Here is a 24,929-nt window from a genome sequence, read left to right on the forward strand (position 1 = left end):
CTGCGCACCGCCGACGGCACCGCGCAGGTCGCGTCAGTCTCCCGCCGAGGTCAGTCGACGGCCTTCGCGGACTCGATGATCACCGGCTGCGTCGGCACGTCACCGTGACCGCGGCTGCTGCCGGTCCGCACGCCCTTGATCTGGTCGACGACGTCCTGGCCCTCGACGACCTTGCCGAACACCGTGTAACCCCAGCCGTTCGGGCTCTTGGCCGTGAAGTTGAGGAACTCGTTGTCGGAGACGTTGATGAAGAACTGCGCGGTCGCCGAGTGCGGGTCGCTGGTGCGCGCCATCGCCACGGTGTACATGGTGTTCTTCAGACCGTTGTCGGCCTCGTTCGGGACCGGCGCGAGCGTGGGCTTCTGCACCATGTCCGGGGTGAAGCCACCGCCCTGGACCATGAAGCCGTTGATCACCCGGTGGAAGATCGTGCCGTCGTAGTGCCCGTTGCCGACGTACTTGAGGAAGTTCTCGACGGTCTTGGGCGCCTCGGCGTCGGCGAGCTCGAGGACGATACGGCCGAAATTAGTGGTCAGCTCGACCCTGGACATGGGAATCGTCCCTTTCTGGTGGGGCATGACCGAAGCATCTTGTCACACGGCCTTCAGGGGGCGAGCGACGTCCGGGGGGCGGTACCGACGGTGGAGCCGTTCGGACCGGTGCCCGACGGTGTCGGAACGGTCCCCGGTTCGTAAGGTACCGCCGATGGCCGTGCAGGAGCGGGGCTGTCGGTGGTCGCGGCCGGGGGACTGCTCACCGGGGCCAGCGGAACCGAGGAGCGGTCGGGCTCCGCACCGGGCAGCGCGGCCACGACCCCGGCGGCGAGAACAGCGGCGACCAGTGCCCCCACCGCGCCCGAGACCACCGTACGACGGCGTCGGATCCGTCGCCCGCCGGCGACGGCCGCGTCGGTGACACTGGGCAGGGCCGGTTCCCGCGAGCCGTCGAGGATGGCCTCGAAGGCGCCCCGCACCCGGTCGCCCTCCCCGTACTCGTCCGAGTCGTCCATCTCCCGCCTCACCTCCCGCTCGTCTCGCCCGCCAGGCCCTCGACGAGCCCGCGCAGCCGGACCAGCCCGCGGGCGCTCTGGCTCTTGACCGTGCCCGGTGTCACGCGCAGCGCCTCGGCGGTCTGCTCCACACTCCAGTCCTCCCAGAACCGCAGTACCAGGACCGCCCGGTAGCGGGGCGGCAGTTCCATCAGGGCGGCCTGCATCACCAGCCGCAGCTCGGGCGTGTCCGGCGGCTCCGCGGACGCCGGTTCGGGCACCTCCTCCGTCGGCTCCTCCCGCCAACTCCGTTTGCGGTACTGGTCGATGAAGGCGCGGGTGAGGATCGTACGGGCGTAGGCCTCGACGTTGCCGTCGCGCCGGATCCGGCCCCAGGAGGCGTAGAGCTTCATCAGCGTCGTCTGGGTGAGGTCCTGGGCCTGGTGCCAGTCCCCGCACAGCAGATACGCGCTGCGTCTCAGCTGCCCCTGCCGGGCCTCGGCGAACTCCCGGAACTCCCGCTCCCGGACTGCTTCCCGCACCCGCCCCGACCCTCCGCCGAACCGATCACACCTGTCCTTCAGAGGTACGGCGAGACGCTCCGCGAGGTTGCACGCCCACGGAAGAAAAGTTTCCGGGCCGGGGCGTGCAACCCGTCCCGGCCGGTGCCCCGTACTCCTCTCACGCAACCCGACCCCACTACAGAGGAGCCGACTTGACATACCGTCATGGCATCCGACCCACCCGCCGTCTCCTGATCGGCGTCCTCGCGGGAAGCGCCGTGGCCGTGGCGGGCTGGGCCGCCGTCGCGGGCGCCGCGACCGGCTCCGCCACACCGAGGCCGACGGCGACTTCGGTGCCGTCCGCCGCGCCCTCGCCCGTGCCGTCCGTGGTCCCCTCGGCGGTGCCGTCCGCTGTGCCGTCACCTGCGCCGTCCGACGGGCCGTCCGAGCCGAGCCCGGTCCCGTCCGCGCCGACGAGGGCGCCGAGCCCGGTGCCCTCCGTCCCGGGGACCGCGCCGAGTCCGGTGCCGACGGTGGTGCCGGGCGAGCGGTCCTCGACCGCCCCGAGCCCCGTCCCGGCGGAGCCGACCACCGTGCCGAGCCCGGTGCCGTCGGTCGCCGAGCGGCCGTCGAAGTAGGCCGGGCGGAGACGCGCCCGGGACGGGGCGGCGTTCGGGGGCGTCCGTCGTAGGTCGTGCCGGGGCAGTGGCTGTTGGCCGTCCCGGGGGAGTCGACCACCGTGCCGAGTCCGGGGCGGTCGCTGTCCGGGGCGGTCGCTTTCCGCGGTTGCCGAGGGGCCGTCGATGTAGGCCTGGCACAAGCGCCCCGCACGGGACGGCGTCCGAGCCGCGTCCCGTCGTACGGCCGACTTCCGTCAGGCGCGGCCCGGCTGGGCCGCGTCTCGCCGGAAGGCCCACCGCATCTCCGGTTCCACCACGCACCGCAGCGCGCGTCGGACCGGCGGGGTGCACAGCGCGGTCACCACGGCGGCGGCGACGAGGGCGGCCGCGGCCGCCCCGAGCGGTGAGTGGACCCAGCCGGGCCCGTACCAGCCCCAGAACCGGGCACCCTGGACGAGGAAGCCGTGCAGCAGATAGCCGTACAGCGTGCCCGTGCCCAACACGGTGAACCAGGTCCGCCGCCCGGGCACCAGCGCGAGGAAGCACCCCACCAGGACCAGCGAACACCCGAAGGCGGCCAGCGTCATCACCGGTCCCGACCAAGCGGGCGCACCCAACTCCTGTGCGCTGTCCCGGTGGTAGAACCACGCCCCGCTCATCCGCGGCACCACCCAGTACGCCGCCACGAGCGCGACCGCGAACACCGGCCCGGCGAGCAGCCGTACCGCCCGCCGACGGACCAGCCGGAAGTGCTCGGGCCTGAGCGACAGCCCCAGTACGAAGTACGGCAGGAACTGCAGGACACGCTGGAGGTCGAGGTCGTCACCGATGGAGGACGTGAGGGTCGCGAGCATCGCCACGGCGAGGGCGAGCGGCACGGGATGACGTACCCGCTTCCACAGGGGGGTGGTCAGCCGCCACACGAACAACGCCACCAGGAACCACGTCAGATACAGCGGGTCCAGCAGACTCACCGGCCGGCTGGGCACCTGGTCCGTCCACCGCGTGAAGAACGTGTACGCCGTCTCGAACACGACGTACGGCACGACGAGCCCGGTCACCAGCCGCCGCAGCCGCCCCGGACTCGCGTCGAAGTTCCGCGAGAAGTAGCCGGAGACGACGATGAACGCCGGCATGTGAAAGGCGTACACCAGCAGGTACAGCGCCGACACGCCCCGGCTCCCGTCCCGCAACGGCTCCCACGCGTGCCCCACGGCGACCAGCACGATCGCCAGGTACTTGGCGTTGTCGAAGAAGGCGTCGCGCTCCGCGGGACGCTGCGCTGCGGGTCTTTCCCGAGGGGCGACCGAAGCAAGTTGCTCGTGCATCCCGGGCGCCTCACCACTCCGGGAGCGGCCCAAACTCCGTACCTGTGTGCGAGCTGTACGCCGGCTCTCGGGTGGTGTCACAGAGCCCGGTTCACACCAGGTCGCCCTGGGCCTGCGCGGCGACGTCGGCCCGGTCCTGCCTGGTCTTGAGGCGCTCGGCACAGACGTGGGGAACCGTCTCCAGGGGCGCGGTGCCGAAGTAGACGCGCAGCGGTTGTTTGTCCGAGTCGACGACCCGCGGCAGCGCCGGGCCGGTGGCGGTCGGGCGCCGTCCTTGACCCCGCTTCACCCGGCGACCGCGGCCGCGCGCAGGTCGTCGTAGGCGGGCCGCCGGTCGGCGAAGAGGGCGAAGCACCCGGACCAGTCGGGGGTCCCGGACATCGCCCGGCGGCTGGGTGTCGAGCCCGCGCGTTCACGGTGTGGCCGGGCACGGGGAGCCACCGAGGTGACGCAGGGTATGCGGCGGACTCGGCGGTGAGACCTCCGCCGGAGTGCCGACCTCCCTGTTGACCTCTCAGGCAGCCGTGCTCAGCGCTTCCCGTCCCGCCACCTCACCGCCCGGCTTCGTCGGCAGGGTCACGGGCTCCGGTGTCCGGCGCGCTCGTACCAGGAATCCCGCGCCGATCGTGCCGGCGATGAGCAGGCCACCGGTCACGAGGGCCCCGCGTACCCCGGCCAGTTCCATGAGCAGGCCCAGCGCCGGTGGGCCGCCGAGGCTCCACACCGTGCCGATGCCGCTCCACGCGCCGAGGACGCGCCCGCGCAGGTGCGGGGGCGGGTCGGTCTGGAGGACGGCCGTTCCGGCGGTGTCGGAGACGGACTCCACCACGGCCATGGGCAGGACCAGCACCAGCAGGACGGCGATCGACGGTGACAGCCCGGCCGCCAGTTGCAGCAGCGCGCCCGCGGCGGCCAGCGTGCCGACCAGCCGGACGGAGGGCCGCCGCAGCCGGGCGCCGAGGAACGCGCCCAGGATGCCGCCGACGGCGAGGACGGCGGACACCGTACCGAAGGCTCCCGCACCGCCCGCGAGCGGCCCGGTGACGAGCACGGCCAGGGTCAGCCCGTAGTTGCGGCCGAAGACGGCGCTGATCCCGGTGATGCCGGCGAGCGCGACCAGACGGGGCCGACGCGCGAAGAAGCGCAGGCCGCCGCGCACGGTCGTATCGGCGGTCGTATCGGCGGTCGGGTCGGCGGTCGTGCCGGGCCCGGCTCCGGTCCGTGCGGCGGCGGCGGTCGTGCCGGGCCCGGCCGTCGGCCCCGCGCCGGGTGCGGGGCGCAGGAACGGCACGACCGCGGCGACGAACAGGAAGGACAGTCCGTTGGCCGCGTACGCGGCGGCCGTGCCGAGAAAGCCGACCGTCACGCCGGCCAGGGCGGTCCCGACGAGCCGGCCGGCGCTGTGCACCAGCGCGCCGATGCCGATGGCGGAGGGCACGTCCTCGGCCGGGACCAGATCGTTGCCCAGCAGGGCGCACGCCGGTCCGTCGACGGTGGCGATCGTGCCGGTCACGGCGGCCAGCACCAGCAGGGACGTCATGTCGAGCCGGTCCAGCGCCACGAGCGCGGCCGTGACGAAGGCGACCGCGCCGAGGAGGGTCTGGCTGACGGCCGCCGTCAGCCTGCGCGACCAGCGGTCCACGGCCGCTCCGCCCAGCAGGCTCATGAACAGGGCGGGGCCGGCCTGGACGGACATCGACAGGCCCGTCGCGGCGGCGGACCCGGTGATCTGCAGGACGAGCAGGTTCTGCACCGTGAGCTGCATCCAGGTGCCGGTGTTCGACACGAGGTTCGCGACGGACCACCAGCGCATGCTGCGATGTCTCAGGGAGCGCCACGGCGAGCGTGACGCCTCCCGGGGCGGGGCCGCGGCGACGTCCGGGGCGGCGGAAGGGCAGGCGGGGGCAGGAGCGGAAGACACAGTGCGGTACCCGAGAGGCGAAGTGGCAGGTCAGACAGGTAGGCGGAACCGAGGAACGCCGGCTGCGCTGCGCGGCCATCCACCGAGTCGGTCACGGCGCGCACCATCGTGGCAGACCCGCCCGGGGCGTCGGCCGCGGTGCGCCGCGCGCCCCCGGCCTCACGGGCTCAACTGTCGCTCCCGCGCACGTCACTTGCCGCGTCGAGTGTGCTTGCTCACAGACTTCGGGTGCCTTCCGCTGCGGTCGCGCGTGCTGCGGTCCTATGCACAATAGGAATCAAGGTGTGAAGGCTACTGGCGCGGAAAACCCCCTGCTCGTTCCGTCGGCCGAACGGCGGCCGTGGCCAGGACGGTCCTGTTCCCGACGCACGTCCCTGCGTCCTGTCCCTCCCTGTCCTTTCACTCGCTGTCCTTTCACTCCCTTCCCATAAGCCGCTCGCGCCGCACCGGACACGTGCGCGCCGCTCTCCGGCGCGCGAGCACGGCTGAAGGACGTCCCATGACTGATGCCACCCCTCGCGTGCCCTGGCGCCGTGCCGTGGTGACCGGCGGTGCCGGCTTCATCGGCAGCCATCTGTGCGAGCGCCTGCTGGATTCAGGTGTCGAAGTCGACTGCGCGGACAATCTGGTGTCCGGATCACGCCGGAACATCGCCCCCCTGGAGAGCCGCGCCGGATTCAGGTTCGTGGAGTGCGACGTCTCCCGGCCCGAGTGCCTACGGCGCCTGCCGGGACCGTACGACGTCGTCCTGCACTTCGCCTGTCCCGCCTCACCCGCCGACTACCTGCGGCTGCCCCTGGAGACGCTCGACGCCGGCAGCCTGGGCACCCGCACCATGCTGGCCCTGGCCGAACGGGACCGGGCGCGCTTCCTGCTCGCCTCGACGTCCGAGGTGTACGGCGACCCCCTCGTGCATCCGCAGCGCGAGGACTACTGGGGCAACGTCAACCCGGTGGGTCCGCGCAGCGTGTACGACGAGTCCAAGCGGTTCGCCGAGGCACTGGTCACCGCCCATGTACGGGTCAGGGACGCCGACGCGGGCATCGTGCGCCTGTTCAACACCTACGGGCCGCGCATGCGCGCCCACGACGGGCGCGCCGTGCCGACCTTCGTCTGCCAGGCACTGGCCGACGAACCCCTGACGGTGGCGGGCGACGGCAGCCAGACGCGGTCCCTGTGCTACGTCGACGACACCGTCGACGGGGTCCTGCTGGTGGCCGCGAGCCGCTCGGTACGGCCCGTGAACATCGGCGGAACCGACGAGGTCGCGGTCCGGGACATCGCCCGCCGGGTGGTGGAACTGGCGGGCTCCTCCTCGCGCATCGAGTTCGTCGACCGCCCCGTCGACGACCCGCAGCGCCGCCGCCCCGACACACGACTGGCCCGTGAACTGCTGGGCTGGGCGCCCAAGGTGCCCTGGGAGGAAGGGATCAAGCAGACCATCGCCTTCTTCGCCGCGGCGCGGCCGGGCCCGGAGCCGGTCAGGCAGCTCTGAGCCCACCGGCCGAGAAGTCGTCCACCACGCCCCGGAGGAACCGCATGCGTGTCCTGGGAATCAACGCCCTCTTCCACGACCCGGCCGCCGCCCTGGTCATGGACGGCAGGATCGTGGCAGCGGCGGAGGAGGAGCGCTTCAGCCGTCGCAAGCACGGCAAGCGGCCCATCCCCTTCTCCGCGTGGGAACTGCCCGAACTGTCCGCCCGCTGGTGCCTGGAGCAGGCCGGTCTCACCCCGGCCGAGCTGGACGCGGTCGCCTACTCCTACGACCCCGAACTCGCCCGTCCGGCAGACCAGTTGGGCCTCGACGACCCCTGGGACCAGTTGCGTCAGGAGTACGCCCGCCGGGCCCCCGAGTTCCTGGCCGAGGCCCTGCCCGGGCTCGACCCGGCCAAGGTGCGCTTCGTCCCGCACCACGTCGCCCACGCCGCCTCGGCCGGCCAGGCCTCCCCCTACCCGGACTGTGCCGTCCTCGTCCTGGACGGCCGCGGCGAATGCGGCTCCCATCTCGCGGGCCGCTACGCCAACCGCGAGCTCGCCGTGCTCGGTACGCAGTCGCTGCCCGACTCCCTGGGCCTGTTCTACGAGGAGCTCACCCAGCACCTCGGATTCCTGCGCAGCAGCGACGAGTTCAAGGTGATGGCCCTGGCGTCGTACGGCCGGCCGCGCTTCGTCGAGCAGCTGCGCGAGTACGTCCACCCGGACGGCGAGGGCGGATTCCGGGCCCGTCCGGTCCCCTGGTCGTCGCTGGTCCCGCCCCGTGCCGCGGGTGACCCCTGGACCCAGGACCACGCCGATGTGGCGGCCGGCGCACAGGCGTGTCTGGAGGAGGTCCTGCTCGGCCTGGCGCGCTGGCTGCACGAGCGCACCGGCGAGGAGGTGCTGACACTGGCGGGCGGCGTGGCGCTCAACTGCGTGGCCAACACCCGGCTGCACCGGGACGGACCCTTCCGCCTCGTCTGGGTGCAGCCCGCGGCCGGGGACGCGGGGACGGCGCTCGGCGCCGCGCTCCACCTCGCCCACCAGAAGGAGACGGTGGAGGCCATGCCGACGGCCGCCCTGGGGCGTGGCTGGAGCGACGGCGAGCTGCGCGCATGGCTGGAGCGCGCCGCCGTTCCCTACGAGGAGCCCGCCGACATCGCCGACACCGTCGCCGACGAGCTCGCCCGGGACGGCATCGTGGCCTGGTTCCAGGGACGCAGCGAGTACGGCCCCCGGGCCCTCGGCCACCGGTCGCTGCTCGCCCACCCGGGCCGCGCCGGAAACCTGGAACGACTCAACGCGGTGAAGGGACGGGAGGAGTTCCGCCCGGTCGCCCCCATGGTGCTGGCGGAGCGGGCGGCGGAACTCTTCGACGGGCCCCTGCCCAGCCCCTACATGCTGTTCGTGCACGACGTGGCCGCCCAGTGGCGCGACCGCATCCCGGCCGTGGTCCACGTGGACGGCACGGCCCGGATCCAGACCGTGGAGCGCGACGCGGAACCGCTGGTGGCCCGGATGATCGACGGCTTCGAACGCCGCACAGGGCTGCCCGTGGTGGTCAACACCAGCCTCAACACGGCGGGTCGGCCCATGGTCGACGACCCGCGGGACGCCCTGGAGTGCTTCGGGTCCGCGCCCGTGGACCTCCTGGCCCTCGGGCCGTTCGCGATCCGGCGGAAGGGGATGTTCGCATGACGGGCGCTCCCTCCTCGTCCCCTCCGGACGCTCCCTCCTTGTCCCCTCCGGCCTACTCCGTCGTCGTGCCGACGATCGGACGCCGTTGTCTGGCCGACTGCCTGCGCGCGCTCGCCGCGGCCACCGGTCACCCGCCCGCTGAGGTCGTCGTGGTCGACGACCGTCCGGACCCGGCTGGGGAACTGCCGCTGGAGGCCGCGGGCGTCCTGCGCGGGCGGGTGCGGACCCTGCGCAGCGGCGGCCGCGGCCCCGCGGCCGCCCGCAACACCGGCTGGCGCACGGTCGACGCCCCCTGGACCGTCTTCCTCGACGACGACGTCCAAGTGCTGCCGGACTGGTCCCGCCGGCTCGCCGAGGACCTCGCGGCGGCCGACGCGACCACCGGCGGGATCCAGGGCCGGCTGTCCGTCCCGCTGCCCACCGACCGCCGGCCGACGGACTGGGAGCGCGGCACGGCCGGGCTGGAACGGGCCGCCTGGGCCACGGCGGACATGGCCTGTCGCACGGCCGCGCTGGCAGAGGTCCACGGCTTCGACGAGCGGTTCCCCCGGGCCTTCCGTGAGGACGCCGACCTGGCACTGCGGATGCTGGACGCCGGCTGGACGCTGTGCCGCGGACGGCGCACCACGCGTCACCCGGTGCGTCCGGCCGACCGCTGGGTGTCGGTACGGGCCCAGCGCGGCAACGCCGACGACGCCCTGATGACCCGACTGCACGGACGGGACTGGTGGGCGCGCGCCGAGGCACCCCGGGGACGACTCGCCCGGCACGCGCTGGTGACGGCCGGCGCGCTCGTCGCGGCCGGGTGCGCGGTGACCGGCAGACCCAGGGCCGCCGGCGCCGCCGGAGCGCTGTGGGCGCTGGGCACGGCCGAGTTCGCCCTGGCGCGTATCGCACCGGGGCCGCGGACCGCCCACGAGATCGCCACCATGCTGTCCACCAGCACGGTCATCCCGCCCCTCGCCGTCCGCCACTGGCTCGCCGGCCTGATACGCCATCGACGCGCCGCACCGATGGGGAGCACGCGGTGAACGAACCGACCCCACACGCCACTTGGCCCGCCGCGGTGCTCTTCGACCGCGACGGCACCCTCGTCGAGGACGTCCCCTACAACGGCGACCCCGACCTGGTACGACCACTGCCCGGCGCCAGGCGGGCCCTGGACCTGCTGCGCGCGGCGGGCGTCGCGACCGGCGTGGTCAGCAACCAGTCCGGCATCGGCCGCGGACTGCTCACGCACGCCGACGTACGGCGGGTCAACGCCCGGGCCGACGCGCTGCTCGGCGGCCTGGACACCTGGGTGTACTGCCCGCACCTGCCCGATTCCGGCTGCGACTGCCGCAAGCCCCGGCCGGGGCTGGTGATCGAGGCGGCACGACGCCTGGGGGTGGCTCCGGCACAGTGCGTGGTGATCGGCGACATCGCGAGCGACGTCCTGGCCGCGCACGCCGCGGGCGCCCACGGCGTACTCGTACCCGACGCGGCCACGCGCCCCGAGGAGATCGAGGCCGCTCCCCGAACCGCCCCCGACCTGCTCACGGCGGTCCGCGCGCTCCTCGCGGAGGCGCCGCGGGAAGGCCGTGGCACGAGCACGCCCGGCACGGCAGCGGCCGAGGCGCCTTGGGCGGCGGACAAGCCGAAAGCACTGGTCGTGCGGCTCGACAGCTTCGGTGACGTCCTGCTCGCCGGGCCCGCCGTCCGGGCGGTCGCCGCACACTCCGCCCGGGTGACGATGCTCTGCGGCCCGCTCGGCGAACCGGCCGCACGGCTCCTGCCCGGCGTCGACGACGTGATCGTGTGGGCGGCCCCGTGGGAGGGCGTGGACGCGCCGGCCGTCGCCGAGGCGGACGTCGAGGGGCTGGTGGAACGCCTGAGGGCGGACGCGTTCGACACCGCGCTGATCCTCACGTCGTTCCATCAGAGCCCCCTGCCCACCGCCCTGGTGCTGCGGATGGCCGGCGTCGCACGGATCGGCGCCGACAGCGTCGACCACCCCGGCCGGCTGCTCGACGTACGGCATCAGCGGCTGCCCGGCCGGCACGAGGCCGAGGCCGCGCTCGACACCGCCGCCGCCCTGGGCTTCCTCGCGCCCCCCGGGGACGACGGCCGGCTGCGCGTCGTCCCGCCGCCGGACATCGTCGCACTGACCGGCAACGGCCCGTACGTCGTCGTACACCCCGGCGCCAGCGCGCCCGCCCGCGCCTGGAGTCCCGCACGCTGCACCGAGGCCGTGGCCCTGCTCGCCGACGCGGGTCACCGCGTCGTCGTCACCGGCGGCCCCGGCGAGACGGACCTCACCCGGCGGGTCAGCGGCGACTGGGCGGTGGACCTCGGCGGCAGGACGACCCCGCACACCCTGGCCGGCGTCCTGCGCACGGCCGACGTCGTGGTGAGCGCCAACACCGGACCCGCCCATCTGGCCGCCGCCGTCGCCACCCCCGTCGTCTCCCTGTTCGCGCCCGTCGTCCCGGCCGAGCGGTGGGCGCCGTACGGCGTGCCCCACGTGCTCCTCGGTGACCAGAACGCGCCCTGTGCCGACAGCAGGGCCCGGCACTGCCCCGTACCGGGCCATCCGTGCCTGAACGAGGTCACGGCCCAGGACGTGGTGCGCGCGGTGCAGAAACTCCTCAAGGAGAGCGCATGAACATCCTTGTCTGGCATGTGCACGGCTCGTGGCTCACGTCGTTCGTCCAGGGCCCGTACACCTTCCTCGTCCCGGTGACGCCCGATCGGGGACCGGACGGACTGGGGCGGGCCAGAACCTGGGAGTGGCCGGCGACCGTGCGGGAGCTGAGCCCCGCCGAACTGCGCGAGGCCGACATCGATCTGATGGTGCTGCAACGGCCGCACGAGCCGGACCTGGCGCGGCGGTGGACGGGCCGCCGGCCCGGCACCGACGTACCCGCCGTCTACGTCGAGCACAACAGCCCGCACGAGTCGCCCGTCGACACCCGCCACCCGCTCGCCGACCGGAGCGACATCCCGCTCGTCCACGTCACCCATTTCAACCGCCTGACGTGGGACAACGGACGCGCTCCGACCGAGGTGATCGAGCACGGCATCATCGACCCCGGGCACCTGTGGACCGGCGAGGAGGCCCGCGCTGCCGTCGTCGTCAACGAGCCCGTGCGGCGCGGCCGTACCACCGGGACGGACCTGCTGCCGCGGTTCGCCCGCTCGGTGCCGCTGGACGTCTTCGGCATGCGCACGGAGGGACTCGCCGACCGGCTCGGGCTGCCGGCCGACCGCTGCCGCAGCCGGGACCTGCCGCAGGGCGACCTGCACGCGGCGATGGCCCGCCGCCGCCTGTACCTGCATCCCGTGCGGTGGACGTCGCTCGGACTGTCCCTGCTGGAGGCCATGTTCCTGGGGATGCCGGTGGTCGCCCTCGACACCACGGAGGTGCGGGAGGCCGTGCCCGAGGGCGCCGGGGTGGTCTCCAACCGGTTGGACGTACTGGAGGAAGCCGTCCGAAGGTTCCTCGCGGACCGGGCCCACGCCCGGCGGACCGGGGAGGCCGCGCGGGCCGCGGCACGGTCCCGCTACGGAGAACGGCGTTTCCGGGACGACTGGGAACGCCTGATCAAGGAGGTCACCCGATGAGCCCCAGCCGGCCGGCCGCCGGCCGCGTCGCCATGGTCTCCGAGCACGCCAGCCCGCTGGCCGAGCCCGGCGGCCCCGACGCGGGCGGCCAGAACGTCTACGTGGCCCAACTCGCCGCTCGGCTGGCCCGCCGGGGCCACGAGGTCGTCGTCTACACGCGCCGCGACGACCCGCGGCTGCCGGAGCGGGTCGTCACGGCCGACGGGGTGCGGGTCGTCCACGTGCCCGCCGGGCCGCCGGCCCCGATACCCAAGGACGAACTCCTGCCGTACATGGAGGAGTTCGGGGCGTGGCTGGCCCGCGAGTGGGCGACGGAGCCGCCCGACGTGGTGCACGCCCACTTCTGGATGTCCGGCATGGCGGCGGTGGCCGGGGCACGCGCCTCGGGCGTGCCCGTGGTGCAGACGTACCACGCGCTCGGCACCGTGAAGAAACGGCATCAGGGCGCCGCCGACACCAGTCCGCGCGAACGCGTCGCGATCGAGACGGCCGTGGGGCGGGAGTGCGACGGCATCATCGCCACCTGCGAGGACGAGGTGCGCGAACTCGTCGCCATGGGGCTGCCCCGCCGTCGGATCCACGTCGTCCCCTGCGGTGTCGACCCCGTGCGGTTCGCGCCCGTCGCGCACTCGCGCCGGGCCCCCTCCGCGCCCCGGCGGCTGCTCACCGTCGGCCGGCTCGTGCCCCGCAAGGGCTTCGACCGGGCGATCCGCGCCCTGGCGGACGTGCCGGACGCCGAACTCCTCGTCGCCGGGGGCCCCGAACCGGCCCTGCTCCTCGCCGAACCGGAGACGGAGAGGCTGTGCTCGATCGCGGAGGAGTGCGGGGTGGCCGACCGGGTGAGGCTGCTGGGCGGTGTGAGCCGTACCCGGATGCCCGCCCTGATGTCCGCCGCGGACCTCGTGCTGTCCGTCCCCCGCTACGAGCCCTTCGGCATCGTCCCGGTCGAGGCCATGGCCTGCGGCACACCCGTCGTCGCCACCGCCGTCGGCGGGCAGCTCGACACCGTCGCCGACGGCGTCACGGGCGTCCTGGTCCCGCCCGACGAGGACCACGACCTCGGCGGGACCGTCCGCGAGCTGCTCGACGACCCGTACCGGCTCAGCCGCTACGGCGCCGCCGGACGACGCCGTGTCCTCGCCCGCTACACCTGGGACCGCGTCGCCGACGGGGTGACCCGGGTGTACGGCGCCGTCTCCTCCGTCCCCTCGCTCTCGGGAGTCGTCCGATGAAACCCGCCGCCGACGCCGCACACTGCGACGACCTGATGAAGGCTCTCGAAGGGTTCCGCGAATACGCCGCCCCCGTCGTCCGGAGCTGGGGGACCTCCCTCGCCGAACGCCTCGGCGCGGGCGCCCGGCTCCTCGTCGCGGGCAACGGCGGCAGCGCGGCCCAGGCCCAGCACCTGACCGCCGAACTGGTCGGCCGCTACCGCGAGGACCGTCCGGCGTTCTCCGCGCTCGCGCTGCACGCCGACACGTCATCGACCACCGCCATCGCCAACGACTACGGCGTCCAGGAGATCTTCGCCCGGCAGGTCGCCGCGCACGGCCGCACCGGGGACGTGCTCATGCTCCTGTCGACCAGCGGCACCAGCGCCAACCTGCTCGTCGCCGCCAAGGAGGCCCATCGCCTGGGCATGAGCGTCTGGTCCCTGACCGGCCCGGCGCCGAACCCGCTGGAGGGATCCGCGGACGAGGCCCTGTGCGTGGACGCGGCGGCCGCCGCCACGGTCCAGGAACTGCACCTCGTGGCCGTCCACATGCTCTGCGAGTCCTTCGACCGGGCCGTCGCGGATCAGGTGCCGTGCGACGGCGGCCGACGGGCGGACACGGACGCGGACGAGGACTCGGACGCGGACTCGGAAGCGGAGGACCGCGTATGAGCGCCCCGGCCCCGCTGCTCGTCGTAGGAGACGCGCTGCTCGACCACGATCTGTACGGGCGGGTCGAGCGACTGGCCCCCGACGCGCCCGTCCCGGTCGTCAGCTCGCTCCGGCACATCACCCGCCCGGGCGGAGCCGCCCTGGCGGCCTGCCTCGCCGCGGCCGACGGCAGGCAGGTCACCCTCGTCACCGCGCTGGGCGACGACGAGGCCAGCGAGTCCGTGTGCCGACTGCTGGCCGACCGGGTGCACCTGGTGCGGCTGCCCCTGACCGGCACCCTGTCCAGCAAGACGCGGGTCCTCACGGAGGACCGGCCGCTGCTGCGCCTGGACGACGGTGACGGGCGGGCCCGGGAGCGCACCGACGAGGCGTACCGGGCCATCGCGAAGGCCGAGGCCGTGCTCGTCGCCGACTACGGCCGCGGCACCGCCGACGTACTGCGCGACGCGCTGCGGTCCACGGCCGCGCGGGTGCCCGTCGTCTGGGATCCCCATCCGCGCGGCAACCCGCCGGTGCCGGGCGTCCGGCTGGCGACGCCGTGCGCGCCCGAGGCACGTGTCTTCGCGAACCGGCTGCGCACCGGAGAGGAGCCGCGGGGTGGCAGCGCCCTGCAGGCCACGGCACGCCACGCCGACACCGGCGAGGAGTCCCAGGGCGCCGGCGCGCTGCACGCCGCGGCACGCCACGCCGACACGCTCGTCCGCGGCTGGCGCGCGGCTTCCGTGGCCGTGACGCTGGGCGGGCGGGGCGCTCTGCTGTCACACGGGGAGACCCCCCTGCTGGTCCCCTCACCGGTCACCGCGGAGGGCGACGCCTGCGGGGCCGGGGACCGGTTCGCGGCGACCGCCGCCGGACTCCTCGCGGACGGCGAGCTCACCGAGACCGCCGTGCGGGCCGCCGTACACGCCGCCACCAGGTACGTCGCCGAGGGGGGCGCCCGCGCCTTCGCCGTGGACGCCGCACCGGCCACTCACCCGCGCCCCTCGGACGACGGCGAGCCGACCGACGACGCCCTGCGCACGGCCGCCCGGGTCCGGGCCGCGGGCGGGGCCGTCGTCGCCGCCGGCGGCTGCTTCGACCTGCTGCACGCCGGTCACGTCGCCCTGTTGCAGGCCGCCCGCCGTACCGGGGACTGCCTGGTGGTGTGCGTCAACTCGGACGCCTCCGTACGCCGCCGCAAGGGCGACGGCCGGCCCCTGGTCCCGCTGGCGGACCGGGTCCGGGTGCTGCGCGCGTTGGAATGCGTCGACGCGGTCGCCGTGTTCGACGAGGACACACCGGAGCGACTGCTCGCTGAGCTGCGCCCGCACATCTGGGCCAAGGGCGGCGACTACGCCCTGGCCCGGCTGCCGGAGGCGTCGCTGGTGGAGAGCTGGGGCGGACAGGTCGTTCTCTTCCCCTACCTGGACGGCCGTTCCACCACCGGCATCGCGGAACGCGCGGCGGCGGCCCCCCGACCGACGCCTCTGACCGGACGGAGGGGCCGTTGACCGCCCCACCCGGTCGACTCCGCCTGCTGGTGCTGCGCGCGCTGGGCCTGGGCGACCTGCTCGCCGCAGTGCCCGCGCTGCGCGGCATCCGCCGGGCCTTTCCCCGGCATCGCGTCGTCCTGGCGATCCCGGCGGCGCTCGGTGAGGCCGCGCTCGTCACGGGGGCGGTGGACGAGATCCTCCCGGCCGAGGCTCCGAAACGGGCCGTGCCCGCACTGGACCGCTGGACGGGTCCGCCTCCCGACCTCGCGATCGACCTGCACGGCAACGGACCGGAGAGCCGCGACGCACTGGCCGCCCTCGCGCCCCGCCGACTCCTGGCCCACGCCCAGCCGGACCCGGCCCTTCCCCAGCCCCCGGTGTGGCGGCCGGACCAGCACGAACGCGAGCGGTGGTGCGACTTCCTCGCGGCGTACGGCATCGCCGCGGACCCCGCCGACCTGCGGCTGCCGCCGCCCGGCCCGCCCTCTCCGGCACCGGGAGCCGTGGTCGTCCATCCCGGCGCGGAGTCCGCGTCCCGCCGCTGGCCGGCCGAACGCTTCGCCGGTCTCGTACGGCGCCTGCGCACCGCCGGTCACCAGGTCGTCCTCACCGGCGGCCCGGGGGAGGACGCACTGGTCCTGGACGTCGCCGAGCGCGCGGGCCTGCCCGAGCGGAACGTGGTGCGCGGCGGTCTGCCGTTCGGCGAGCTGTCGTCGCTCGTCGCCCGCGCCGCGCTCGTCGTGAGCGGCGACACCGGACTCGCGCATCTCGCCGTGGCCCATGCCACCCCGTCCGTGACACTCTTCGGACCGGTGTCACCCCACCTGTGGGGCCCACCCCGCGCCGGGCGCCACATCGCCCTGTGGAAACCCGGACCGCCCGGCGATCCGCACGGCGACACCCCCGACCCCCAGCTGCTGCGGATCGACACCGACGAGGCCACCGACGCGGCACTGTCCCTGCTGCGGCCCGTACGACGTCCGGTCCGCTGAAGCGGCTCGGGTTCACGGCGGAGGCTCACGGAAGGGGCGTGCCGCCGGTCGCGTTCAGGATCTCCGCGGTGACGAAGCTCGCTTCCTGGGAAGCCAGGTAGACGTACGCCGGGGCCAGCTCGGCGGGCTGAGCCGGGCGGCCCAGCGGACTCTGCTTGCCGAACTCCACGGTGTCGGGCATCGTCGCGGGGATCAGCGGCGTCCACACCGGGCCCGGCGCGACCGCGTTGACGCGGACACCGCGCTCCGCGAGCATCTGGGCCAGCCCCTGCGTGAAGGTCACGATCGCGCCCTTCGTCATCGCGTAGTCCAGCAGGTGCGGACTGGGCTTGTACGCCTGCACCGACGTGGAGTTGATGACGCTGCCGCCCTCCGGGATGTGCGGCAGGGCGAACTTGGTCAGCCAGAACATCCCGTACAGGTTGGTGCGCATGACCCGGTCGAACTGCTCGGTCGTGATGGCCTCGATGCCGTCCGGCTGCGACATCTGGAACGCCGCGTTGTTCACCAGTACGTCGATGCGCCCGAACTCGGCGACCGCGCGCTCCACCAGCGCCCGGCAGTTCTCCTCCTCCCGGATGTCACAGGGCACGGCGACCGCCTTGCGGCCGGCGTCCTCGACGAGGCGGGACGTCTCGCGCGCGTCGTCCGCCTCCTCCCGCAGATGGGTGAACAGCACATCGGCACCCTCCCGCGCGAAGGCCAGCGCCACCGCCCGCCCGATGCCGGAGTCCCCACCCGTGATCACGGTCTTACGGCCCTCCAGCCGCCCGCTGCCCCGGTAGGACTCCTCCCCGTGGTCGGGCGGCGGGTCCATCGGCCCGGTCCAGCCCGGGTGCGGCTGATCCTGCGCCGGAAACTCCGGGCGCGGGTGCTGCGTCGCGGGATCCTGCTGGGTGTGCTGGTGCTCCGCCACGGCGGCCTCCTCAGCGTCGGCGGGTCAGGACGAACGAGCGAGTTCCCGCCCTGCCCCACCCGAAAAGCGACGACCCCGCCGCCTACCTGAGGTCTCAACCGATGAGGAGCAGGAACTGCTGTCCAACCTGTACGACACCTGCGCGTGGAAGCTCCCGCCAGGCGCCGAGTGGGTCTCCAACTCCGCCACCGTCGAGCACGGTTGGTAGCGAAGGGCCAGTCAGGAGGCGGGTGATCTGAAATTGGCCCGGGGACAAAGACCCTGGGATGAGCAGGTTGCCGAGCGGCCGGGTATCAGGCGTTGAGGTCCTGCTTACCCGTTACGTCAAATGCCCCGCCGGACGGCAAGACGCCGCCAACCGGCGGATCCAGGACCTGCTTCGAGAGTACGAGCGAGACACACCTGCCCGCGTCCGAAGCCCCTGGCATTGTGTCCAGGGGCTTCTCCATTGCTGAACGTCTCAACTCGTCGGATAACCGATTTCCGCAACGTCCTGCATGAGGTCGACCAGGTCGATCTCTGAGTTCAACGCGCTGATCACTCCTTCGGTCAGCGGACGCGAGGAAAGGATGTGACGAACGGCCTCCAGGTCGACCGAGACCTCGTAGTAGCCCTCGGCCCAATCCTGAAACGCTTCTGGCGAGCGATCCAGCAATAGTTGGAAGAGATAGCCGGCACCGTCCGGGTCTTCATTTGCCCTGTGGGGAAAGTCGATCGATCCGGCTTTCCAGCCACCGTCTCCCGTCTCTCGCCACGTACACGCAGTGACGACAGGCATCCCGTCCTCATCCGAGAACGCGGGCTCCTCAACGCACGGTCGGAAGACGTCGGGAACCTCGTCGAGCACTCCGGGCCACGGGCCGTCCTCTGCATAGGGGCTCATAGGTGACTCGTGATCGAATCCACGGACGAAGGCACCGGCGTCCGAGAAGACGATCGAGTACTCGTCGCCCGCTCCGTTCCGCATCGAGGCCATCGACTCCTTCTCGGACCAGTGGCCGTTGAACGAGTGGTAACGGCCCTCCCACCCAGGGCTGAGAATCGCCTCCAGGATGGCCATGGAACGGCAGTGCTCTCGGAGGACTGCTATCTCGGGCAGCTGCCGAGCAACATCATGAATGGTCACCCGCTCATCCAAGCGCACACCACTGACACGTACGCTTCCCTGCCTTGCGGCTGACCGCAGCACCGAAACCGAGAGCCGCGGAGAGCGCGACACACCTGCGACAGAGCCCCGAAGTCTTCGCCCACGCCTCGTCCCCAGGCCTCGACCTACGGCCGCTCCGAGCGGCACACGCCCGCACATACGCCAAGACCCCGTCCTCAGCGAAAGCGCTGCTGGCGGGGTCTTCGGGCACCGTGCCCCCGGCAGGATTCGACCTGCGCGGGGGCATTGGAGGTGCGGACAGCCGGAGCGGGACGTGCTGGGAAGCCGTATATGGCCGCCGTGCAGCATTGCAGATGGGACGTCGTGGTGTGGAGCTGACTAGCAATCGGTTACTTACAGGGCGCCCTGACGTTCCCAGTACTCGGCTCCAAGGACGGGAGAGTCGTGGTAGCGCTGAACCAGCCGCTCGAAATGGGCCCCTTCAAGGGGGGAAGCATTAGTGCGCCGGTCCACGATGTAAGGCTCGATGGCTGCCCAGACCTGTGGCGGGGAGCGGTGGAAGCAAGCGACTACGAGGTCGAAAGCCAATAGCCTTTGCTCGACGAGGACTCCCAGCATTTCGAGTTGATCGTGAAGCTGCCAGAAGGAGTGGAAATCGTCGGCACTCATACGAGTCGGATCAAACTGCTCAGGCGATCCGAACTCGCCGCCTATGAGGCGACGCCGAAAATGGCGCGCTGCTTGCGAGTGATACTTCTCTTGGAAGGAGATGAGAAGTTGCACATGTCTTGAAAGGCGTGCCTCCTTAATCTGTGAGTACGCGAAAAACGAGGCAGTTACGACGAAGACGGTTCCGATTGCGGCACTAATGGCACTGACGGCTGCCCATACATCCCCCATGTCTGCAGTACAGCACTTTGTCGAGCCCTTGGGTAGGAGGCGGCGACGCCCGCCAGCCCATGAGGCAGCTGGGTGCTCCGACAGCCTTGCTCGTCCCAGCTCCCAGCGGGATATGCGGACGCCTCGATTCCCCGCGAGCGCGTTGGACAACCACTTCAGGAGAGGGGCAGGGTGATCTTGCTCCGGAGCTGCGGCTCTACCAGGCGAGGAGCGGGCAGGTACTCGATGGGAGACCGGTGTTGACCGTGGCTGACCCCTGCATCTGGCACGGTTGTGGCACGAACCTCAACCGCCGACAGTCAGCCGCGATGGCGGGTGCGCCGACGGGCCAGGCGCGCGTATGCCTCGCTGCACGCCCCCACCGGCCTCTACCACGTTGCCAGTGCCGTCGACCATAGCAAGCCAGGCGCCGGCACGTCCTGACGGTGCCCGACCCTCAACTTGGGAAGCTCGGCTGTGCAGTGAAACCCAGCAGGCTGACCTACGGAGAAGAGGAGCAGAAAGTCTGCCGCCGAACGCGTGACCAGAAGGCGGCTAGGTAGGTGCGACAGCGGCAGGCTGGCTTGGGAGTTCGCCCTCCGGACTCGAACACGCCACAGTAGGAGGCGTATCCGGTGCGGAGTCGCAACCGGCCGGGACCAGGTAGGCATCTACTGGGCATGGAGGAAAGACTCTGGTACGTCTTCCGGGCCCTCAACAGGTTCCAGGCGAGGCGCTTCGAGCGGCGGATGATGACCAAGCTGGAGCGGCGCCAGCTGCGCACGCGACGACTAGTTCGTCTGCGCCGGCGGGCCACGATCGCCCTGATCTCGGTTGGCGTATTGGTCCTGCTCACCGGCTTGCCCTGGCTGGTCTGGCGCGGTCCCTACGTCCTAGACGCCGGGTATCTCGACCGCGAAGCACTCGCCGACGGATCCGCCACGCTTGTAACTGGGCTCCGCACCGCCATCGTTGCTTTCGTTGCTGCCCTCGGCGCGACCATCACAGTGCTCTACACCGCGCGTACCTACCGCCTTACCCGCCACGGACAGATCACGGATCGCTGGACCAAGAACCTCGAACGGCTCAACTCATCGCCGGACATAGATGTACGCATTGCCAGCATTCACGAACTTGAACAAATCGCCCAAGACGCACCTGAACAAGCCGCTACCAACACTGCGCGCGCTCTCGGCCGCTTCATTCGGCGCCACGCACCTGAAGTCACCCCGGCGCCCGGACCCACCCCCCGCCTTGACGTCAATCCCTTGCCTCATCGGCCCGAAGCGGATGTGCAAGCGGCCCTCACCGCCCTTGCACGAACCAAATTGCGCATTCACGTTGACCCAAACGAAACCCTCGACCTCCGCGGCCTCCACCTTGCGGGCGCCGACCTCCGCCAAGCAAACCTCACCAAAGCCAAGTTGGCTGGAAGCACGCTGGCGAAGGCCGACCTGAGCGGTGCGGTCCTTACGCGAGCAGACCTGCGGCGCGCGACGCTGACGGAGGTCAACTTGCAGAAAGCATTGCTGAACGAGGCCTCTTTGGACGAGGCCGACCTCACGAGAGCCTTCATGGTCCGGGCGACACTCACGGACGCCAGGCTGCCGCGTGCGACACTCACGCACGCAACCCTGCGCATGGCAACACTGGCGCGGACCGATCTGACCGAAGCGACATTGAAGTATGTTGATGTATTCCTGGCCTCGGTCACGGAGATCGATGTGAGAGGTGCGGATTTCGGCGACCTGGTGCACGCCATTGGGTGCAGTGAATTCTTGGCCTCCAGACTTGAGCTGGTCAAGGGAATCGACCTGTAACTCCTGCTCGCATCTTGGAGTCGGCGTCGGCTCGTTTGGCTGGAAGGGACCACAGTGGCGAGCGGCCCTCCTGCCGCACGGCCAGAGCTCGACGGGGAAGACCCTGTCAGGACGGTGCCCAGGAACAACACGCTTTCCAACTGTGGTGGCGGCCTGGTGGGCATCGTTCGGGCTCGTTCACCTGCGTTCATGCAAGGATGGGCGGTGCGCAGGAGTGGGCTTGTGAGCGAGCCCGAACGTCCGCGAACCGCGGTGAATGAGACGGAAACTGAGACGGCCGCCCGGCCCGGCTGCTGAACTTGTCGAACTGTAGCCACGCGGCAATCCGGGTCCTGTACAGACCTATCAGCAGGGGAACTTGTCGGCTGTCCTACTGACTGTCGTGTGCGCCACCGGGGTAGCCCCCTTCGGCGGTCCAACGAACACCGGCATGCCTTCCGAAGTGAACACGTGATCCACTACGTCTGTTAGCCCGGGGTCGAGGCGCCAAAGGATCAGCTCGTATTGCTGACCCTCAAGACTCGCCGCGTTGCCGACCTGGAGGGAGCTAGCGACCCAGCCATCTCCGCTGGCGTCCTGTTGGACTTGCCGGGACAAGTAATAGCCGCGGTTACCGGCCCCGTGGACCACGAGCCACAGCGTCCCCTCCCTCGGCACCTGGCCGACACCTTTGACGGAATGGAGGCAGAGCCCAATTCGGTCCGCCTCACCGGGCGTTGTGATCGCGTACCCCGTTGACGCCTGCGTGGGCGACGCAGGAACCATGAGGTAGATGCCTACGCCGCTGAGAACCAACGCAGCGATCCCGGACGTTACGTCCAGACGTTCATGGTCAACCAGGCGGGTCGTTGCCAGGCCATATCCCCCCAACGCGCGTGTTGGCCAGAGGGCAAGGAGGCGAGCAGCGGTTTATGGCGGTCTGGTCATATTTGATCAATTCGCGAACGTTCGCGAGGGTAAGTAGGAATATTCGATCGCTGCTAATCCCACTTCTGGCGGGAAGTGTCAGCATGAGCTGGCGCTCTGAGCTTGGGAAGCAAAGGTGTTTTTGGGACCACTGATGCGCTGACCTGGGGGAGAAGGACTCGGCGTCTGATGGGCGTATGCGCTGACTCCCCGGCGTTCCCTGTGGTTCCCCACACGATCTGGCATGCGTCTGGCACGCGCCCTGCCGCCGGCCACACGGCGGTGTCAGTGCGGTCGGACACAATGCGCCCTATGAGTGATCACTACGAGGTTGTCTTCTCCTGCTTCCTGCGCGACGACACGCCTGCCCGGGTTCTGGCGGCCCTGCGCTGGCATATGGGCATTGACGACGAAGGTCCGGATGATCTGGACCCAGACGATCATCCGTACCCGCTGCTTCTCTCGGGCCAGGACCGGCTTCCTGGCGGCGACATCGTGTCCCTACGCCGCACGGTGCAGGAGTTCACGTCATCGGGGAAGCGATACGAGTGGGAGCTGTTCGTGCGCATCTACTGGGTCGATGACCTCACGCTCTACCTTGACGCACTGCTAGAGCTGATCGCTCCTCACGTCGCGCGCCGGGGCTACGGCGGTTACATACGCGACGAGTGCGACATCGAGGTGAAGACCTTCAAGTTCCATGACGGCACGTACGATCCCGTTGAGATCTAAGGCGGGGTGTTTTCACCAACAGCAAGAAACACCCCATCTTGCCTGAGGTTCCAGCCTTGGGTGGTAACCGTAACCCGTTTGGTCGCCGTGCACGCGGTTCTGACCCGGTGCCGGATCAACTGGCTGTCCCATATAGACCGCGCCACCGGCGAGCCGGTCCGCCGCTGCGAACACGATCACCCCGGCGCGATGCTCCACATCGACGTCAAGAAACTCGGCAACGTGCCCGACGGCGGCGGCGGGCGCTACGTCGGCGGCACCCAGGGCCGCAAGAATCGTGCCGCGACCCCCGGCAAACCCCACAACAAATACCGCGGACCGCTACTGGGCACCGCCTTCGTCCACACCGTCGTCGACGACCACTCCCGCGTCGCCTACGCCGAGATCTGCGACGACGAAACGGCCGCCACCGCAGTCGGTGTCCTTGGCCGCGCGGTCCACTGGTTCGCCGCCCGCGGCGTGAGCATCGAACGAGTCCTCACCGACAACGGCTCGGCCTACCGCTCCCGGCACTGGACACAGGCCTGCGCCGAGCTGGACATCACACCCAAGAAGATCCGGCCCTACCGGCCCCAGACGAACGGCAAGGTCGAACGCTTCCACCGCACCCTCGCCGACGGCTGGGCACTGGGCCGCTTCTATTGAGCTTCTTCAGAGTGGCCACCGATCGGGTGACGCTGCGACAGCGGCTCGGCCCAGCCAGAGCAGCAACTGGCCTGCTTGGAAGCCACGTCAACACGCTCGGCGGCCTCACCCGCCGGAGAACTCGCTGAAAAAGCTCATTGATCCGAAACGCTTTGGGTTCAGGCTCGTTGACGGTGCGTGAGCGTTACCGACTGGCGGCATCACTGAAAGGGTCTCCCCTGAGGCGGGCTCCGGGGGGTGATCCCGTCGGCGGACGGGCCGTCACGGGCTGCTGGTCAGGGGGTGGCTAGGGTCCGGGCCGTGAAGGCTGCGACGCCGTCGACGACGGCCTCGCAGCGGGGGGAGCGGAAGATGTCGAAGTTGTGCTGGGCGCCAGGGAGTTCGGCGTAGACGACGGGGTTGTGGGAAGCGGCGCGCAGTTGGGCGGCGAAGTGCCGGGCGCCTTCGACGGTGCCCAGGGCGTCGTTGGTGCCGTGGGCGATGAAGAAGGGCGGCGCGGCGGGGTGGATGTAGCCCTGGGGCTGCATGGGAGGGGCGGGTTCGTCGGGCGGGGTGCCGAAGTAGTGACCGTAAAAGCCGTAGAAGCAGATGGCCCCGGTGACGGTGGTGTCGGCTGATTCGAAGCCGGGCTGGAACCTGGGGTCGTTGGGGGTGAGGGCGCAGAGGCCGGCCATGTTGGCGCCGGCGGAGCTGCCCGCGACGAAGAGCCTGGCTGGATCGGCGCCGTAGGCCGTGCCGTGCTCGCGCATCCAGGCGATGACCTTCTTCGCGTCGATCTGGTGGCCGGGGAACGTCGTCTCGGGGCGCAGGCGGTAGTTGGCGCTGACGCAGACCCAGCCCTGGGAGGCGAGGCGCTGGAGCAGGGGGCGTGCCTCGCGGCTCTTGGCTCCGCTGGTGTACTGGCCGCCGTGGAAGTAGACGAGGACCGGGGCGTTCTGCGGGGTGTCGCGGTGGTGATAGAGGTCCAAGAGGTTGTGACGGCCAGCGTCGCCATAGCTGAGGTTGCGGACGACGCGTACGTCGCGCTGTTTCATGTACGCCGGCAGCAGCAGGATGCGGAGCCAGGGGCGGTGGCGGCGCAGGGGGATGCGGACGCGGTCGCGCCAGTCGGCACCCAGGCCCTCGTCGAGTGCGTCGTCGATGGAGCGGCCCGAGCGGATTCCCAGCCAGAGGGAGTACGCGAGGGCGAGGGTGGTGAGGGCGGCGAGGGCCACGGTCGCTCGGGCGCCGGTGGATCCCAGGTCTCCCTGACCGGCGGCCAGTGCCGTGGATGCCGCTAGGAAGTAGATGCCGAAGTGGGGCACCTCGTTGATGATCATGCCGAACCAGAAGCTCGTTCCCGCGATTCGGCGGGGCCGGCGCGGTGCGACGACGGCGAAGAACGTGCACCAGGCGATGAGCACAGTCGTCGCTATGTATCCCATAGGCATGGTGACC

General features: G+C 71.3%; 22 protein-coding genes and 2 pseudogenes. 13 read left to right on the forward strand and 11 right to left on the reverse strand.

The genetic code is table 11. The annotated features are described in order from the left end of the window. Positions 1–50: 50 nt before the first annotated feature. The 7 genes from ABZT02_RS33985 to ABZT02_RS34015 form a co-directional block, all read right to left on the reverse strand. A complete protein-coding gene (locus tag ABZT02_RS33985; protein ID WP_356024829.1) occupies positions 51–557 on the reverse strand; it encodes a peptidylprolyl isomerase in 507 nt (168 codons plus the stop codon). 47 nt (positions 558–604) lie between these two features. Beyond that, positions 605–1,009 (reverse strand): hypothetical protein, encoded by a 405-nt coding sequence (locus ABZT02_RS33990; RefSeq protein ID WP_356024515.1) that lies wholly within the window; start codon positions 1,007–1,009, stop codon positions 605–607. Between the two features lie 8 nt (positions 1,010–1,017). Then, positions 1,018–1,530 (reverse strand): SigE family RNA polymerase sigma factor, encoded by a 513-nt coding sequence (locus ABZT02_RS33995; protein ID WP_037903645.1) that lies wholly within the window; start codon positions 1,528–1,530, stop codon positions 1,018–1,020. A 184-nt stretch (positions 1,531–1,714) separates the two neighbouring features. Then, positions 1,715–2,311, reverse strand: coding sequence for a hypothetical protein (locus ABZT02_RS34000; RefSeq protein ID WP_356024519.1), 597 nt, complete (start codon positions 2,309–2,311; stop codon positions 1,715–1,717). A 54-nt stretch (positions 2,312–2,365) separates the two neighbouring features. Next, a complete protein-coding gene (locus tag ABZT02_RS34005; RefSeq protein WP_356024521.1) occupies positions 2,366–3,439 on the reverse strand; it encodes an acyltransferase family protein in 1,074 nt (357 codons plus the stop codon). Positions 3,440–3,530: 91 nt separating this feature from the next. Further along, complete coding sequence (locus ABZT02_RS34010; protein ID WP_356024523.1) at positions 3,531–3,728, reverse strand: hypothetical protein; 198 nt, start codon at positions 3,726–3,728, stop codon at positions 3,531–3,533. Between the two features lie 225 nt (positions 3,729–3,953). Next, complete coding sequence (locus ABZT02_RS34015) at positions 3,954–5,252, reverse strand: MFS transporter (RefSeq protein WP_356024525.1); 1,299 nt, start codon at positions 5,250–5,252, stop codon at positions 3,954–3,956. Positions 5,253–5,859: 607 nt separating this feature from the next. Here ABZT02_RS34015 and ABZT02_RS34020 point away from each other — a divergent pair. From ABZT02_RS34020 to ABZT02_RS34065, 10 genes and pseudogenes are all read left to right on the forward strand, one after another. Then, positions 5,860–6,855, forward strand: coding sequence for an NAD-dependent epimerase/dehydratase family protein (locus ABZT02_RS34020; protein WP_356024527.1), 996 nt, complete (start codon positions 5,860–5,862; stop codon positions 6,853–6,855). 44 nt (positions 6,856–6,899) lie between these two features. Further along, complete coding sequence (locus ABZT02_RS34025) at positions 6,900–8,534, forward strand: carbamoyltransferase C-terminal domain-containing protein (protein ID WP_356024529.1); 1,635 nt, start codon at positions 6,900–6,902, stop codon at positions 8,532–8,534. Then, positions 8,531–9,565, forward strand: a complete 1,035-nt coding sequence (locus ABZT02_RS34030; RefSeq protein WP_356024531.1) for a glycosyltransferase — start codon at positions 8,531–8,533, stop codon at positions 9,563–9,565. The genes ABZT02_RS34025 and ABZT02_RS34030 overlap by 4 nt, the downstream gene beginning before the upstream one ends. Continuing rightward, positions 9,562–10,095: pseudogene (locus ABZT02_RS34035) on the forward strand (HAD family hydrolase); the annotation flags it as partial. The gene ABZT02_RS34030 and the pseudogene ABZT02_RS34035, both read left to right, overlap by 4 nt. Positions 10,096–10,266: 171 nt before the next feature. Then, complete coding sequence (locus tag ABZT02_RS34040; RefSeq protein WP_356024832.1) at positions 10,267–11,178, forward strand: glycosyltransferase family 9 protein; 912 nt, start codon at positions 10,267–10,269, stop codon at positions 11,176–11,178. Further along, entirely contained in the window at positions 11,175–12,137 is a 963-nt protein-coding gene (locus tag ABZT02_RS34045) for a glycosyltransferase (protein ID WP_356024533.1), read from the forward strand. The genes ABZT02_RS34040 and ABZT02_RS34045 overlap by 4 nt, the downstream gene beginning before the upstream one ends. Next, positions 12,134–13,369, forward strand: coding sequence for a glycosyltransferase (locus tag ABZT02_RS34050; protein ID WP_356024536.1), 1,236 nt, complete (start codon positions 12,134–12,136; stop codon positions 13,367–13,369). The genes ABZT02_RS34045 and ABZT02_RS34050 overlap by 4 nt, the downstream gene beginning before the upstream one ends. Further along, positions 13,366–14,022 carry an SIS domain-containing protein gene (locus ABZT02_RS34055; protein ID WP_356024538.1) on the forward strand — a complete coding sequence of 219 codons (657 nt, stop codon included), beginning with the start codon at positions 13,366–13,368 and terminating at the stop codon, positions 14,020–14,022. The genes ABZT02_RS34050 and ABZT02_RS34055 overlap by 4 nt, the downstream gene beginning before the upstream one ends. Next, positions 14,019–15,512, forward strand: a complete 1,494-nt coding sequence (rfaE2, locus tag ABZT02_RS34060) for a D-glycero-beta-D-manno-heptose 1-phosphate adenylyltransferase (protein WP_356024540.1) — start codon at positions 14,019–14,021, stop codon at positions 15,510–15,512. The genes ABZT02_RS34055 and rfaE2 overlap by 4 nt, the downstream gene beginning before the upstream one ends. Next, positions 15,509–16,486, forward strand: a complete 978-nt coding sequence (locus tag ABZT02_RS34065) for a glycosyltransferase family 9 protein (RefSeq protein WP_356024543.1) — start codon at positions 15,509–15,511, stop codon at positions 16,484–16,486. Before rfaE2 ends, ABZT02_RS34065 begins: the two co-directional genes overlap by 4 nt. 25 nt (positions 16,487–16,511) lie before the next feature. Here ABZT02_RS34065 and ABZT02_RS34070 read toward each other — a convergent pair whose 3' ends face one another. The 3 genes from ABZT02_RS34070 to ABZT02_RS34080 form a co-directional block, all read right to left on the reverse strand. Beyond that, positions 16,512–17,402, reverse strand: a complete 891-nt coding sequence (locus tag ABZT02_RS34070; protein WP_356024546.1) for an SDR family oxidoreductase — start codon at positions 17,400–17,402, stop codon at positions 16,512–16,514. 460 nt (positions 17,403–17,862) lie between these two features. Then, positions 17,863–18,528, reverse strand: coding sequence for a hypothetical protein (locus tag ABZT02_RS34075; protein WP_356024548.1), 666 nt, complete (start codon positions 18,526–18,528; stop codon positions 17,863–17,865). Between the two features lie 375 nt (positions 18,529–18,903). Continuing rightward, entirely contained in the window at positions 18,904–19,410 is a 507-nt protein-coding gene (locus ABZT02_RS34080; RefSeq protein WP_356024550.1) for a hypothetical protein, read from the reverse strand. A 659-nt stretch (positions 19,411–20,069) separates the two neighbouring features. Here ABZT02_RS34080 and ABZT02_RS34085 point away from each other — a divergent pair. From ABZT02_RS34085 to ABZT02_RS34095, 3 genes and pseudogenes are all read left to right on the forward strand, one after another. Beyond that, complete coding sequence (locus tag ABZT02_RS34085; protein WP_356024552.1) at positions 20,070–21,209, forward strand: pentapeptide repeat-containing protein; 1,140 nt, start codon at positions 20,070–20,072, stop codon at positions 21,207–21,209. A gap of 1,218 nt (positions 21,210–22,427) precedes the next feature. Continuing rightward, positions 22,428–22,847 carry a hypothetical protein gene (locus ABZT02_RS34090; RefSeq protein ID WP_356024555.1) on the forward strand — a complete coding sequence of 140 codons (420 nt, stop codon included), beginning with the start codon at positions 22,428–22,430 and terminating at the stop codon, positions 22,845–22,847. Positions 22,848–22,934: 87 nt separating this feature from the next. Further along, positions 22,935–23,474 (forward strand): annotated as a pseudogene (locus ABZT02_RS34095) (DDE-type integrase/transposase/recombinase); the annotation flags it as partial. A gap of 293 nt (positions 23,475–23,767) precedes the next feature. Here the strand turns inward: ABZT02_RS34095 and ABZT02_RS34100 are convergent. Next, on the reverse strand, positions 23,768–24,922 hold the full coding sequence (locus ABZT02_RS34100; protein ID WP_356024557.1) for an alpha/beta hydrolase: 1,155 nt from the start codon (positions 24,920–24,922) through the stop codon (positions 23,768–23,770). Positions 24,923–24,929: the final 7 nt, after the last annotated feature.

The organism is Streptomyces sp. NPDC005402 (assembly GCF_040606575.1).
GTDB lineage: Bacteria > Actinomycetota > Actinomycetes > Streptomycetales > Streptomycetaceae > Streptomyces.

Coding starts and splice junctions, on each gene's coding strand:
- ABZT02_RS33990 (WP_356024515.1), bottom strand. CDS start 1,009: ATGGACGACTCGGACGAGTACGGGGAGGGCGACCGGGTGCGGGGCGCC.
- ABZT02_RS34005 (WP_356024521.1), bottom strand. CDS start 3,439: ATGCACGAGCAACTTGCTTCGGTCGCCCCTCGGGAAAGACCCGCAGCG.
- ABZT02_RS34015 (WP_356024525.1), bottom strand. CDS start 5,252: ATGCGCTGGTGGTCCGTCGCGAACCTCGTGTCGAACACCGGCACCTGG.
- ABZT02_RS34020 (WP_356024527.1), top strand. CDS start 5,860: ATGACTGATGCCACCCCTCGCGTGCCCTGGCGCCGTGCCGTGGTGACC.
- ABZT02_RS34025 (WP_356024529.1), top strand. CDS start 6,900: ATGCGTGTCCTGGGAATCAACGCCCTCTTCCACGACCCGGCCGCCGCC.
- ABZT02_RS34030 (WP_356024531.1), top strand. CDS start 8,531: ATGACGGGCGCTCCCTCCTCGTCCCCTCCGGACGCTCCCTCCTTGTCC.
- ABZT02_RS34040 (WP_356024832.1), top strand. CDS start 10,267: ATGCTCTGCGGCCCGCTCGGCGAACCGGCCGCACGGCTCCTGCCCGGC.
- ABZT02_RS34045 (WP_356024533.1), top strand. CDS start 11,175: ATGAACATCCTTGTCTGGCATGTGCACGGCTCGTGGCTCACGTCGTTC.
- ABZT02_RS34050 (WP_356024536.1), top strand. CDS start 12,134: ATGAGCCCCAGCCGGCCGGCCGCCGGCCGCGTCGCCATGGTCTCCGAG.
- ABZT02_RS34055 (WP_356024538.1), top strand. CDS start 13,366: ATGAAACCCGCCGCCGACGCCGCACACTGCGACGACCTGATGAAGGCT.
- rfaE2 (WP_356024540.1), top strand. CDS start 14,019: ATGAGCGCCCCGGCCCCGCTGCTCGTCGTAGGAGACGCGCTGCTCGAC.
- ABZT02_RS34080 (WP_356024550.1), bottom strand. CDS start 19,410: ATGGGGGATGTATGGGCAGCCGTCAGTGCCATTAGTGCCGCAATCGGA.
- ABZT02_RS34085 (WP_356024552.1), top strand. CDS start 20,070: ATGGAGGAAAGACTCTGGTACGTCTTCCGGGCCCTCAACAGGTTCCAG.
- ABZT02_RS34090 (WP_356024555.1), top strand. CDS start 22,428: ATGAGTGATCACTACGAGGTTGTCTTCTCCTGCTTCCTGCGCGACGAC.
- ABZT02_RS34100 (WP_356024557.1), bottom strand. CDS start 24,922: ATGCCTATGGGATACATAGCGACGACTGTGCTCATCGCCTGGTGCACG.